We start from the raw sequence: 12,200 nt of genomic DNA on the forward strand, positions 1-12,200 counted from the left end.
GTTGTAACAAAAGCAGGAAATAGCTCCTAAAAAAGATTACACTAATTTACGAAGTCCTAAGATTACTCCCAAATGAATTCCCTCATGGAAATTATTGAAGGTCATCGCGTCCTGAGCGCTCGTGAGAACGTAACCTGCAGAAGTAGGATATTCAGTAAAGTTTTGGAATACATTATTTTGAATATCTATCTCTGTTTGCTCGATGGTTTTTGTCAAAAGTGATAACACTTCATCGACTTCGTCTTGTCTCGCAAAATGTTCGGTTTTAGTGCCTTTTCTATATTTGGTAACCATCTCATCTGAGACTAACATGGGCAATCCTGATAAATTATACACTAATAATTGTTGGGTAACCACAACATGTGCAATATTCCAAATGATATTGTTATTGAAACCAACTGGGACTTTATTTAATTGTTCTAAAGTATAGCCTTCGATTAATTTAGAAACCAAATTACGGCTTGCTCTGGTAAGGGTTAGAATTTCTTGCATAGGACTGATTTTGTAATTTTTGTCTAAAATTAAGCATTTTCCGTTGGAAATGATTTTTCTTTGCATAAAGAAAACACAACTTATGATTGATACTATATTTTACCTTGCTTCTTGCGATACGTGCCGAAAAATCATTAAAACTTTACCTAAAGGCTTGAAACTTGCTTATCACGATATCAAACAAGATCCTATTACGCTAGAGCAATTAGAGGAAATGCATGCAATGGCGGGCAGTTACGAGGCACTGTTTAGCAAAAAAGCGCAATTGTACAAATCGATGGGATTGAAAGATAAAAACCTAGGCGAAGCAGACTATAAAAAATACATTTTAGAACATTACACTTTTTTGAGTCGTCCTGTTTTTGTGATCGATAACAAAATTTACATAGGCAACACACAGCAAAACATGCTGCAAGTAATGAAAGCCATAGGATAATGTCAAAACGGAATTTGGCTCTAGTAGGCGCTACCCTTGTCTCCATAATTTACGGACTCACTTTTACGATCGCTAAGGATGTTATGCCGGCATATATCGATGCTTACGGTTTTATCTTTTTGCGTGTGGGTGGTTCGACTATTTTGTTTTGGCTGGCGTGGCTCTTTATGCCCAAAGAAAAAATAGATCTTGGTGATTTTCCTAGAATTATCGCTGCTGCATTTTTTGGAGTAGCTTTTAACATGCTTACCTTTTTTAAAGGACTAAGTCTTACTTCGCCTATTTCGGCTTCCGTACTTATGGTCTCTACGCCCATGATCGTGTTGGTACTCTCAGCGATCATCATGAAAGAGCAGATGAAAAAAAGAATGGTCAGTGGTATACTACTTGGACTCATAGGAACAGGATTTTTAATATTGTATGGTAAATCAATTGCTAATGCTCCACAAGCTGGGTTGGGTAACTTTTTAGTATTACTGAATGCGATTTCCTACGGTTTCTACTTGATTATTGTTAAGAAATTAATGAACCAATACAATGCTTTTACGTTTGTAAAATGGATTTATTTGTTTGGATTTTTAATGGTAATTCCTTTTGGATGGAGCGAATTCAGTACCGTAACCTGGACCACAGTTCCTATTGACATCCTCTGGAAAATAGGATTTGTAGTGGTGTTTTCTACATTTTTGACCTACTTATTGAATTTACTTTCAATGAGAGAACTCAAACCAACTACGGTAGCCGTTTTTATTTATTTACAACCCGTTTTCGCAACCGTGTTTGCTATTGGTTTGGGTAAAGACGAACTGAACCTAGTTAAAATCGTTTCGGCTGTTTTAATCTTTAGCGGCGTGTACCTCGTTACAATGCCTAGCAAAAATGATGCATCCAAGTCAATGGAGGAAGCAAAAACCGAATAAAACGACCGCTTCACTCCTTTTTCTTATCTTTGAACACTTTTAGAAAATAATATGATACAATCAATGACTGGTTTTGGTAAAGCTACTTTGCAATTACCAACCAAAAAAATAACAGTAGAAGTAAAATCTTTAAACAGTAAAGGTTTAGACCTAAACGTAAGAATGCCTTCACTGTACCGCGAAATGGAACTAGGCTTGCGTACGCAAATCGCTTCCAGATTAGAAAGAGGGAAAGTAGATTTTTCTATTTATATCGAAAGCACCGCTGAGCAAACATCGACTAAGGTGAATGCGCCTATTGTTAGAGCTTACATCAATCAATTAAGAGAAGTTTATGCTGAGGCTGATGAAACTGAGTTGATGAAAATGGCGATCCGCATGCCTGATACTATGAAGGTAGAGCGTGAAGAAATTGACGCTACCGAATGGGACAAAATCAAAGAGGTTATCGAAGAAAGCTTAACCAACATCCTAACTTTTAGGAGAGATGAAGGAATGTCACTTGAAAAAGAATTTCAGTTGCGTATAGGTAATATTCGTCAATACATGAATGACACACTCGCACTTGACCCAGAGCGCGTGCAAGCAATCAAAGACCGCTTACAAACTGCTATCGAAGAATTGAAAGTGAATGTAGATGAAAACCGTTTTGAACAAGAATTGATTTACTACCTAGAAAAACTAGATATCACTGAAGAGAAAGTTCGTTTAACGAATCACCTTGATTATTTCTTAGAAACGATCAATGGAACGGAAGCTAATGGTAGAAAATTAGGTTTCATCACCCAAGAAATGGGAAGAGAAATCAATACTATGGGCTCTAAATCCAATCATGCACAAATGCAGAAATTAGTCGTTCAAATGAAAGACGAATTAGAGAAAATTAAGGAGCAAGTTTTGAATGTTTTATAAAGTAATTAGTAACTAGTGAATAGTAATTAGATCCTAACAAACTACTCACTAATTACTATTCACTAATCACTTATATAGATGAAAAAAGGAAAATTAATCGTATTCTCGGCACCATCAGGATCGGGGAAAACAACCATAGTTAGGCATTTACTAAAACAAGCAGATTTAGATCTTGAGTTTTCAATCTCAGCAGCTACTCGCGAAGCTCGTGGAGAAGAAGTAAGCGGTAAAGACTATTATTTTATGTCCTTGAAAGACTTTAAAGGCCACATCAAAAATGAAGATTTTGTGGAGTGGGAAGAGGTATATCGCGATAACTTTTACGGAACACTTAAAAGCGAAGTCGAACGCATTTGGGCTCTAGGCAAAAATGTGATCTTTGATATTGACGTTGCCGGAGGATTGCGTATCAAATCGAAATTCCCTGAGGAAACCTTAGCCGTTTTTGTAAAACCACCTAGCGTGGACGAACTTAAAAGACGCTTGAAAGAGCGCTCGACCGAAAGTGATGATAAAATCAATATGCGTATTGCTAAAGCTTCTGTTGAGCTGGCTACCGCACCTCAATTTGATGTGATTATTAAAAATTATGATTTGCCGGTTGCTTTGGAAGAAGCGTATCAGTTGGTGAAGGATTTTGTGAAAGAATAAAAAACATTACACAAAGATTCACAGAAAAAAACACGGAGATAAGCAAAAATAATGCAAATAACTTTGTGAATCTTCGTGTAAAATTTGCGAATCTTTGCGAAACAAAACAGTATGAAAATCGGACTTTACTTCGGAACTTTTAATCCCATACATGTTGGGCACTTAATCATTGCCAATCACATGGCAGAACATTCTGATTTGGATCAAATTTGGATGGTAGTTACGCCACACAATCCTCATAAAAAGAAAAGTACTTTACTTGATGACCACCATCGTTTGCAGATGGTCCATTTAGCTACCGAAGCGTTTCCTAAAATCAAACCATCCGATATTGAATTCAAACTAGCGCAGCCTAATTATACCGTAAATACTTTGGTGCATTTAGAAGAAAAATATCCCCAACATGAATTTTCATTGATTATGGGAGAAGATAACTTGAAATCTTTGCACAAATGGAAGAACTACGAAGTCCTTTTGAAAAATTACGACATCTATGTCTATCCAAGAATATCATCCGAAGCTGAAAATTTAGAATTTAAAAATCATCCTGGAATTAATATTATCGATGCTCCGGTAGTCGAAATTTCATCAACTTTTATTCGGAACAATATTAAAGAAGGAAAAAATATTCAGCCATTACTTTCCGCAAAAGTTTGGGAGTACATCGATCATAATTTATTTTACAAGAAGTAATTACCTAAAAACGGCTGTTAATGCTGCTTCTACATCTTGAGCAATAGTATTAAAATTAGTATTTTTAGCTGAAAGCAAATACACTGCCGTACTTGGCATTTCAGCGCTTTTCCATAGCAACTGCAACCTGTTTTCAGCAATAAAATGTTTTGCATTTATATCCCAACTAATGCCAATCCCTTCATTTTGGGTCAGTACCTCTAGCATCTCATATTCGGAAGGAATGATGTAATTAGGCACCATCGACGGACGCTTTTTATTAAAAACATGCAACCAAAATAATTTTATATGCGGAATTCCGGAGTCATGGCTATACCATTTTTGTTCGTTTAACCAATCCTCAATGGCATCTGCATTATTGTTTCCGATTTGAAGTTGTAATTCGTTAGCATCAATTTTTGGTGAACCCACCACTATTTGCACCATTTCGCCAATTTGTTTTTGAATCGTATCAAAAGTGTCGTACTTAGCAGTGACAATAGCAAAATCAATTTTCTTGGTATTCACTAAATCAAATAAAGTATCGTTTTCATGGAAACTAAAATCAATGTAATCGAAGGTAGCAATCAACTTACTCGCTAAACTAGTGAACAAATGCTGTGAAACTCCAATTGTAATTAATCGATTAGCATCCAAGGCTTTGGATCTGAAACCACTTTCAACATTTTCTAGACGGTCAAGCGCTTCAATTATTAAATTATTGAGTAACTTAGCATATTCTGTAGGTTCTACACCTTTGGATTTCCTGTTAAACAATTTATATCCTACATGTGCTTCGAGCATGGACATTTGCTGACTCACTGCTGGCTGGCTTATAAAAAGCTCCTTTGCCGCCAGCGAAAAGTTTCCGTTTTTATAAACCGATTTAAATGTTCGATACCATTCTAAGTTGACCATGTTATAAATATATTTATCACAAACATAATTTAAATTATTTTTACTGATAGCATAATAGCCGTAAATTTGTATCATAAAATAACAAAATGAAAAAAGTAGCATTATTTGCAATAGTATTATTAACTGTGGGTAGCTTTTCGGCTGCTGCACAAAAATCAAAAAAAACTAAGATGAAAAAAGTATTATTCGTTTTAACTAGTCATTCAGAACTAGGAAACACAGGAGAAAAAACAGGATTTTGGGTAGAAGAATTTGCAGCACCTTATTATGAGTTAGCTGACAAAGGAGTGCAAATTGATATTGCAACTCCACAAGGAGGACAACCTCCAATTGATCCAAAAAGTGATGACCCATCTGCAGCGACAGAGGATACTAAACGTTTTGACAAAGACACCGAGCTTAAAACTAAATTAAGCAAAACACATAAATTAGCTGATGTAAAAGAAGCTGATTATGATGCAGTATTTTACCCAGGAGGTCACGGACCATTATGGGATTTAGCATCAAGTGAAGATTCTAGTAAATTAATTACTTCTTTCTATACTAATAACAAACCAGTAGCTTTCGTATGTCACTCACCAGCAGTGTTGAAAAACGTAAAAGTAAATGGAGAATTTTTAGTTAAAGGAAAAAAAGTAACTGGTTTTTCTAATACAGAAGAAGCAGCAGTAGGCTTAACTGATGTTGTTCCCTTTTTATTAGAAGATGCTTTACAAGCAAATGGAGCAAGCTACTCTAAAGTTGCTGACTGGAATCCATACGCAGTTGAAGATGGTTTATTGATCACAGGTCAAAACCCAGCATCGTCTAAATTAGTAGCAGAAAAATTGTTAGGTCAATTGAACGCTAAAAAATAAGATACCCTTTTTACAGGCTCTTAATTACAACAATTCGGTTTCGGAAATTGTTGTAATTAAGAGCCTTTTTAAATTTTAAAAAATAAAACACTATGTTAAACTTCGAATTATATAATCCTACCAATTTAGTTTTTGGTAAAGGACAAATGGAAAAATTAGCTGATTTAGTTCCTAAAGGAGCAAAAATCTTATTAGCTTACGGTGGTGGAAGTATCTTTAAAAACGGAATCCACGAACAAGTAATCAACAACTTGAAAGGACACGAAATCGTGGAGTTTTCAGGTATTGAGCCTAATCCGCATTTTGAAACTTTGATGAAAGCGGTTGCGATTGTTAAGGAACAAAAAATCGATTTTATTTTAGCAGTTGGTGGTGGATCCGTAATTGACGGAGTAAAATTCATCTCGGGAGCGGTTAACTATAAAGGTGATCCGATTGAAATTTTACAAAAAAGAATCTTAATCAAAGAAAACGCTATTCCGTTTGGAACGGTGTTGACATTACCTGCAACTGGAAGCGAAATGAACTCTGGAGCGGTGGTTACGATTGAATCTACTAAAGAGAAATTAGCTTTTGGTGGTTCGGCTTTGTTTCCTAAATTTTCAATAACTGATCCTACGGTTATTAAGTCATTACCTAAAAGACAATTACAAAACGGTGTTGTAGATGCGTACACGCACGTTATGGAGCAGTATTTAACCTATCCACACGAGGGACATTTACAAGATCGTATTGCCGAAGGAATTTTGCATACCTTGATTGAAGTAGGTCCTAAAGTAGTTGAAGATCCAGCTAACTACGAATTGGCTTCTAACTTTATGTGGTCTTGTACTATGGCGCTTAATGGTTTAATCCAAAAAGGAGTTCCAAGTGACTGGGCAACGCACATGATAGGTCATGAGTTAACAGCTATGTACGGAATTGATCATGCGAGAACTTTGGCAATCATAGGGCCAAGTTTATATAAAGTTATGTTCGAAACTAAAAAAGCAAAATTAGCACAATACGGAAAACGCATCTTTAATTTAGAAGGAACCGAAGATGAAGTGGCTAATGAAGCAATCAATAAGACAGTTGAATTTTTCCACAAAATGGGAATGGATACTAAATTATCAGACTACACAAAAGAGTACAGTCATACAGCTGACTTTATTGTAAAACGTTTTGACGAAAGAGGCTGGAAAGGTTTAGGAGAAAAGCAAAATATCACCTTAGATAAAGTGAAAGCTATAGTTGAAATGAGCTACTAGTTTACAGCAATAGCAACTAGTTACAAAAGAAAAAGGCGTTCTTGAATTCGATTCATGGACGCCTTTCTCATAACTCTAAAACAAAACTAACTAATTCAACTTTTATCAAATTCATAAAAGATTAATTTATAATAGGTTAGAACGTTAAAATTATATTTTTATTGTGTCTTTTTATAAAAAAAACTACTTTAGCTACGTTAAATTTCATAAGAAGTCCGTAAACACTAGGCTTTGCAATGATTCTTTTCTTATTTACTTATTACATTTTTTAATACTTTTGACTAAACTTAATATAAAAATGACTGAAAATATAAAATTCGCAGTGATTGGCGGCGGAAGTTGGGCGACGGCAATTACTAAAATGTTGTGCGTTAATCTTTCTGAAGTTTCTTGGTACATGCGTAACGAGTCTGCTATTGAGCACATTAAAACACATAAGCACAATCCTAATTATCTAAGTGCAGTAGAATTTGATACTAAAAAACTACTACTAACCGCTGACATCAACGAAGCAGTTGCTTATGCTGATTATATTATTTTCGCCATTCCATCTGCATTTTTACACGATGAATTAGCGAAACTCACCGTTTCCTTACAAGATAAAATTATTTTTTCGGCAATTAAAGGAATTGTTCCTGAAACGAGTTTGATCGTAGGTGAACATTTTCATTTTCAATATGATATTCCGTATTACAACATTGGTGTTGTTACGGGACCTTGCCATGCTGAGGAGGTTGCTCTTGAACGCTTATCCTACTTAACGATTGCTTGTGGTGATGCCAATAAAGCTAAAGTAGTAGCCAAACACCTATCTGGAAATTACATCAAAACTAAAATCACAGATGATATTATAGGTACCGAATATGCTGCCATGCTTAAAAATATTTATGCAATCGCAGCCGGTATTGCTCATGGATTGGGTTATGGCGACAACTTCCAGTCGGTTTTAATGAGTAATGGTATTCGTGAGATGAAAAAATTCATCCGCAAAGTGCACAAAATGAAGCGTAACATTAATGACTCGGCCTATTTAGGTGATTTATTAGTTACGGGATACTCTGTTTTTTCACGAAATAGAACATTCGGAAACATGATTGGAAAAGGCTACACAGTCAAAAGTGCTATGTTAGAAATGAGTATGGTATCCGAAGGATATTATGCCACTAAAAGTGCTTATAAACTCAATCAAGGATATGGTGCTAAAACGCCTATTATCGATGCCGTTCATGAGATTTTATACGAAGGAAAAGATGCTAAAACTGTCTTTAAAAAACTTACTGACAAATTAGATTAAAGCCACTTCATTCCATCCTTATTAAACTAACAAAGATGTCCCTATTAAAAGCTTTAGCATACAAAAAGGTTTTCATTTACTTATCCCTGCTTTGTCTATTTCTTTGTGGAATGCAAAGCTATGCACAAGAATTATCAGGGCCAGAATTACTAAAAAAAGCAATTGCCTATCACGATCCATCAGATCGATGGAGTCAACTTAAAGGGCAATTAACGATTGAGATGGCAAGTCCGGATGGTAGCCAACGCCTAAGTGAGGTAACCATTAATTTACCGGATCAATATTTTAAACTGACATCGGTACGAAATAATACGGCCGTCACTCATATTGTTTCAAAGGACAGTGCTAGTTTTGGTTTAAATGACAAAACTACTTTTACAGCAGAAGAGATTAAGAAATACAGCTTGACCGAAACCCGAGCCAAATTCATGAAAAACTACTACACTTATTTGTACGGTTTACCCATGAAGCTAAGCGATGCTGGGACTATTATAAACCCAACTGTAACTCGTAAAGAGTTTATGGGGAAAGAATACTTGGTTTTACAAGTGAAATACGAAGAAGGAATAGGGAAAGATGTGTGGTATTTTTACTTTGATCCAAAAACCTATGCCATGGAAATTTACCAGTTTTACCACGACGAGGCAAAAAATGATGGTGAATACATTTTACTAACTGAAGAAGAAACTTTCTCAGGAATTAAATTCCCAAAAAACAGGGCTTGGTATCAAAACACGGATAAAAAATTCCTAGCTACTGATAAGCTGACAAAGGTTAGTGAGTTGAAATAAATTTAGAATCAAGATTGTGACTGACAGATGGAAATATCAGATTAAAACAGGAGGATTGTGGGGAATTGCAACAGCAACACTAATTTCTCTTTTTAATTTAATCGACAATAGTTTTGAAGAAGAGTTTTTGTCCAAAAAATTTATTGTTAAACTAGTATTTTTTCTAATAACGGGAATTTTTATAGTTGGTTATTTCAGCTGGAAGAAAAAACTTAAAGAGGAAAATAAAGCATAGTTACCGCACGATAACGCCTTCAATAAATAAAATAGGCACTTCTTCTGTGTCGGTTTCGTTAATGCTATTGGCTTTAAAAACAAACTTCTTGTCGTACAGTTTATTTCCCATAAAAAAGGTAACCATGAACTCATTGTTGAGTGCAAGCACACTTTTTTCGACCATTTCGACTTTTACTACAGAAACTGAAGGAACTTCGACAAAAGCATGACGCAACAGTGAGGTTTTTTTCATTTCTCCATCGATGGTTCCAAAGGCTTTTGAAACCACTAACACATTTTCGATTAGAAAGTCACTATCGTTAACAAGATAGACGCACCACACTTTTTCCATGAAATCATCGCTCCATTCTTGAACGGCTGCAACAAATACATTTTCTACTTCGGGGATGATGATGTCTTTTCTCATGTTATTGCAAAGAATGAAGTGATCTCTTCATTCAGTATTAATTAATGTTTAATATTCAAAAAACTTAAGTTTCTTATGAACCGAAATGCCCTAGCCCAGATGGGAACGGCATCCTATTGCCCCGGGTTTCGGGGCGATAGATAGAGTGTACAGCTGGAATAGCTCCTAAAGAAACTACTGTATAATTATTAGATTATGGACTTGAATTGCTCCAAGAAGCGAACGTCGTTTTCATAAAACATACGGATATCACCAATTTGGTACAATAGCATCGCGATGCGCTCTACTCCCATTCCAAAGGCGAAACCGTTGTACTCGTCAGGGTTGATGCCACAGTTTTTAAGAACGTTAGGATCTACCATTCCGCAACCACCAATTTCTAACCAACCGGTTCCTTTTGTGATTCGGTAATCGGTTTCGGTTTTTAAACCCCAGTAAATATCGATCTCAGCACTAGGCTCCGTAAACGGAAAATAGGACGGACGCAAACGAATTTTTGATTTCCCAAACATTTCTTTGGTAAAGTACAAAAGGGTTTGTTTTAGATCAGCAAACGAAACATCCTTGTCAACGTACAATCCTTCAACTTGATGAAAGATACAGTGTGAACGGGATGACACCGCCTCATTACGGAAAACTCTCCCAGGAGAAATTGTTCGAATAGGTGGTTTATTGTTTTCCATGTAGCGCACTTGCACAGATGATGTGTGGGTACGCAACAAAATATCAGGATTAGTTTGAATGAAAAAGGTATCCTGCATGTCACGCGCTGGATGGTATTCAGGCAGGTTTAATGCGGTGAAATTGTGCCAGTCGTCTTCGATTTCTGGACCTTCGGATACGTTGAAACCAATAGTTGAAAAGATATCGATAATTTGGTTTTTTACGATCGAAATTGGGTGTCGAGAACCAATTAAAACCGGTTCAGCAGCACGGGTTAAGTCGCCATAAATTCCTTTGCTTTCCTCTTTACTTTCCAAAGCTTCTTGGATTGCTTTTACCTTTTCCTCGGCAGATGTTTTTAGTAAATTAACTACTTGTCCAAACTCCTTCTTTTGGTCGTTAGGAACATTTTTAAACTCCGCAAAAACAGCTTTTAAAAGTCCTTTACTTCCAAGAAATTTGATTCTGAACGCTTCTAATTCACCTGCATCTTGAGTGGAAAAAGCTTGTGCTTCACCAATATATTCTTTTATCTTATCTATCATTTTCATTCCGTAATTGAGTGCGCAAATTTACAAAATTTGTTTTAGGTTTAAAGTCTAAAATTTAAAGTTTAGCTCCTAAAATCAAAAACACACGATTTAAAACCTTTGTTCTGCCCGAAATTGATTAATCAATCAGTTCTCTTTCGATAAAGTAGTTCACGATGGCTTCCTTCATTAACACCGATTGCTCTCCTGCTTTTAACGGCGGTAGCTCTTCCTTGACTTTATAATGAGGCCAGCGTTCATCATCAAAATAATCGAATTCATAAAAACCGTAAGGCTCCAATAATCGACAAATGGCGATGTGCATTAAATTTAATTTTTCATCCTTTTTAAATTCGCGGTGAATTTGACCTAATTCCTGTACTCCTATCAAGTATATTATGGCATCAAGATCTAAATCTTCACCTTGCGAAAATTGATCTGAAAGTATGGTAACGAGCTTTTCCCATCGCTCTTTTAGTTGTGTATCTCTTGACATTTTTATGTATTGTGATTGAGGCCTACGGACTTACTCCTGCTCTATATGAAATTAATTTTGGCAAAGATAAGCAGTACATTTTTGACTTTGAGATATTCTTTTATCTTTGTTCTATTCTTGTTATTACTTACTTATGGGGTTTTTAGATATTGTTTTGGGCGTTTTACTAGTGTATTCTTTATACAAAGGAGTGATGAATGGCCTATTTGTAGAAATTGCCTCTTTGATTTCACTGCTACTTGGAATTTACTTTGCGATAAAATTTTCGTTCTTAATGCGAGATTCATTAGCTGGATTCCTGCACTGGAAACCCAACACCATCCAAACTATCGCTTTTATTCTGACTTTTATTCTCGTTGTAATTGGAGTAACGCTGCTGGCCAAAATTTTAACTGGTATTGCTGATTTAGCCTTTTTGGGATGGATCAATAAATTAGGTGGTGGCTTTTTTAGAGTTTTGAAAACGGTTTTGATTCTTGGAACACTTTTTACCGTATTCGAAAAAATGAATTACAATAATATCCTTGCTAAGAAAGAAACGCTTGACCAATCATTATTTTACAATCCTATCCAAAAGACCGCTCAGTTTTTTTATCCTTCTTTAGAAAAATGGTACGGAGAATTTAAAAGTAAAACTAGCGATAAAAAAGAAGCCGAAAATAAGCAATAACGGAG

The 12,200-nt window shown here is 35.7% G+C and carries 16 protein-coding genes; 11 read left to right on the plus strand and 5 right to left on the minus strand.

Annotation, left to right across the window (positions count from 1 at the left end):
* Nucleotides 1–36: 36 nt before the first annotated feature.
* The gene (locus P8M54_RS01815; protein WP_300284358.1) at nt 37–492 is read right to left on the minus strand and encodes a DinB family protein; all 456 of its coding nucleotides are present in this window, start codon (nt 490–492) and stop codon (nt 37–39) included.
* 85 nt (nt 493–577) lie between these two features.
* On the opposite strand from P8M54_RS01815, the gene P8M54_RS01820 reads away from it, so the two are divergent.
* From P8M54_RS01820 to nadD, 5 genes are all read left to right on the plus strand, one after another.
* A complete protein-coding gene (locus tag P8M54_RS01820; RefSeq protein WP_300284442.1) occupies nt 578–928 on the plus strand; it encodes an ArsC/Spx/MgsR family protein in 351 nt (116 codons plus the stop codon).
* Complete coding sequence (locus P8M54_RS01825) at nt 928–1,848, plus strand: DMT family transporter (protein WP_300284361.1); 921 nt, start codon at nt 928–930, stop codon at nt 1,846–1,848. The genes P8M54_RS01820 and P8M54_RS01825 overlap by 1 nt, the downstream gene beginning before the upstream one ends.
* Before the next feature lie 51 nt (nt 1,849–1,899).
* The gene (locus tag P8M54_RS01830; protein ID WP_300284364.1) at nt 1,900–2,760 is read left to right on the plus strand and encodes a YicC/YloC family endoribonuclease; all 861 of its coding nucleotides are present in this window, start codon (nt 1,900–1,902) and stop codon (nt 2,758–2,760) included.
* A gap of 78 nt (nt 2,761–2,838) precedes the next feature.
* Nucleotides 2,839–3,411, plus strand: a complete 573-nt coding sequence (gene gmk, locus P8M54_RS01835; RefSeq protein WP_300284367.1) for a guanylate kinase — start codon at nt 2,839–2,841, stop codon at nt 3,409–3,411.
* 111 nt (nt 3,412–3,522) lie between these two features.
* Entirely contained in the window at nt 3,523–4,104 is a 582-nt protein-coding gene (gene nadD, locus P8M54_RS01840; protein WP_300284370.1) for a nicotinate (nicotinamide) nucleotide adenylyltransferase, read from the plus strand.
* On the opposite strand, the gene P8M54_RS01845 is transcribed toward nadD, so the two are convergent.
* On the minus strand, nt 4,105–5,076 hold the full coding sequence (locus tag P8M54_RS01845) for a LysR family transcriptional regulator (protein WP_300284373.1): 972 nt from the start codon (nt 5,074–5,076) through the stop codon (nt 4,105–4,107).
* 11 nt (nt 5,077–5,087) lie between these two features.
* Here P8M54_RS01845 and P8M54_RS01850 point away from each other — a divergent pair, with 11 nt between their 5' ends.
* The 5 genes from P8M54_RS01850 (at nt 5,088) to P8M54_RS01870 (ending at nt 9,428) form a co-directional block, all read left to right on the plus strand.
* On the plus strand, nt 5,088–5,858 hold the full coding sequence (locus tag P8M54_RS01850; protein WP_300284376.1) for a type 1 glutamine amidotransferase domain-containing protein: 771 nt from the start codon (nt 5,088–5,090) through the stop codon (nt 5,856–5,858).
* Nucleotides 5,859–5,950: 92 nt separating this feature from the next.
* Nucleotides 5,951–7,108, plus strand: coding sequence for an iron-containing alcohol dehydrogenase (locus P8M54_RS01855; RefSeq protein WP_300284379.1), 1,158 nt, complete (start codon nt 5,951–5,953; stop codon nt 7,106–7,108).
* A 298-nt stretch (nt 7,109–7,406) separates the two neighbouring features.
* The gene (locus P8M54_RS01860) at nt 7,407–8,402 is read left to right on the plus strand and encodes an NAD(P)H-dependent glycerol-3-phosphate dehydrogenase (protein ID WP_300284382.1); all 996 of its coding nucleotides are present in this window, start codon (nt 7,407–7,409) and stop codon (nt 8,400–8,402) included.
* A 35-nt stretch (nt 8,403–8,437) separates the two neighbouring features.
* Entirely contained in the window at nt 8,438–9,193 is a 756-nt protein-coding gene (locus tag P8M54_RS01865) for a DUF6503 family protein (protein WP_300284385.1), read from the plus strand.
* 16 nt (nt 9,194–9,209) lie between these two features.
* A complete protein-coding gene (locus P8M54_RS01870; protein WP_300284388.1) occupies nt 9,210–9,428 on the plus strand; it encodes a hypothetical protein in 219 nt (72 codons plus the stop codon).
* On the opposite strand, the gene P8M54_RS01875 is transcribed toward P8M54_RS01870, so the two are convergent.
* From P8M54_RS01875 to P8M54_RS01885, 3 genes are all read right to left on the minus strand, one after another.
* Nucleotides 9,429–9,836, minus strand: coding sequence for a hypothetical protein (locus tag P8M54_RS01875; protein ID WP_300284390.1), 408 nt, complete (start codon nt 9,834–9,836; stop codon nt 9,429–9,431).
* Nucleotides 9,837–10,024: 188 nt separating this feature from the next.
* A complete protein-coding gene (locus P8M54_RS01880) occupies nt 10,025–11,044 on the minus strand; it encodes a phenylalanine--tRNA ligase subunit alpha (protein WP_300284393.1) in 1,020 nt (339 codons plus the stop codon).
* Nucleotides 11,045–11,168: 124 nt separating this feature from the next.
* Nucleotides 11,169–11,525 (minus strand): hypothetical protein, encoded by a 357-nt coding sequence (locus tag P8M54_RS01885; RefSeq protein ID WP_300284396.1) that lies wholly within the window; start codon nt 11,523–11,525, stop codon nt 11,169–11,171.
* A gap of 133 nt (nt 11,526–11,658) precedes the next feature.
* On the opposite strand from P8M54_RS01885, the gene P8M54_RS01890 reads away from it, so the two are divergent.
* Nucleotides 11,659–12,195, plus strand: a complete 537-nt coding sequence (locus tag P8M54_RS01890; protein WP_300284399.1) for a CvpA family protein — start codon at nt 11,659–11,661, stop codon at nt 12,193–12,195.
* Nucleotides 12,196–12,200 lie beyond the last annotated feature (5 nt).

The organism is Flavobacterium sp. (genome assembly GCF_029242675.1).
In the GTDB taxonomy this organism is placed as follows: Bacteria; Bacteroidota; Bacteroidia; order Flavobacteriales; family Flavobacteriaceae; genus Flavobacterium.

Excerpts from the sequence above, each read along its gene's own strand:
- P8M54_RS01880 (WP_300284393.1), bottom strand. The coding sequence starts at position 11,044 with ATGATAGATAAGATAAAAGAATATATTGGTGAAGCACAAGCTTTTTCC.
- P8M54_RS01850 (WP_300284376.1), top strand. The coding sequence starts at position 5,088 with ATGAAAAAAGTAGCATTATTTGCAATAGTATTATTAACTGTGGGTAGC.
- P8M54_RS01815 (WP_300284358.1), bottom strand. The coding sequence starts at position 492 with ATGCAAGAAATTCTAACCCTTACCAGAGCAAGCCGTAATTTGGTTTCT.
- nadD (WP_300284370.1), top strand. The coding sequence starts at position 3,523 with ATGAAAATCGGACTTTACTTCGGAACTTTTAATCCCATACATGTTGGG.
- P8M54_RS01885 (WP_300284396.1), bottom strand. The coding sequence starts at position 11,525 with ATGTCAAGAGATACACAACTAAAAGAGCGATGGGAAAAGCTCGTTACC.
- P8M54_RS01845 (WP_300284373.1), bottom strand. The coding sequence starts at position 5,076 with ATGATACAAATTTACGGCTATTATGCTATCAGTAAAAATAATTTAAAT.
- P8M54_RS01855 (WP_300284379.1), top strand. The coding sequence starts at position 5,951 with ATGTTAAACTTCGAATTATATAATCCTACCAATTTAGTTTTTGGTAAA.
- P8M54_RS01830 (WP_300284364.1), top strand. The coding sequence starts at position 1,900 with ATGATACAATCAATGACTGGTTTTGGTAAAGCTACTTTGCAATTACCA.
- P8M54_RS01875 (WP_300284390.1), bottom strand. The coding sequence starts at position 9,836 with ATGAGAAAAGACATCATCATCCCCGAAGTAGAAAATGTATTTGTTGCA.
- gmk (WP_300284367.1), top strand. The coding sequence starts at position 2,839 with ATGAAAAAAGGAAAATTAATCGTATTCTCGGCACCATCAGGATCGGGG.
- P8M54_RS01890 (WP_300284399.1), top strand. The coding sequence starts at position 11,659 with ATGGGGTTTTTAGATATTGTTTTGGGCGTTTTACTAGTGTATTCTTTA.
- P8M54_RS01860 (WP_300284382.1), top strand. The coding sequence starts at position 7,407 with ATGACTGAAAATATAAAATTCGCAGTGATTGGCGGCGGAAGTTGGGCG.
- P8M54_RS01825 (WP_300284361.1), top strand. The coding sequence starts at position 928 with ATGTCAAAACGGAATTTGGCTCTAGTAGGCGCTACCCTTGTCTCCATA.
- P8M54_RS01865 (WP_300284385.1), top strand. The coding sequence starts at position 8,438 with ATGTCCCTATTAAAAGCTTTAGCATACAAAAAGGTTTTCATTTACTTA.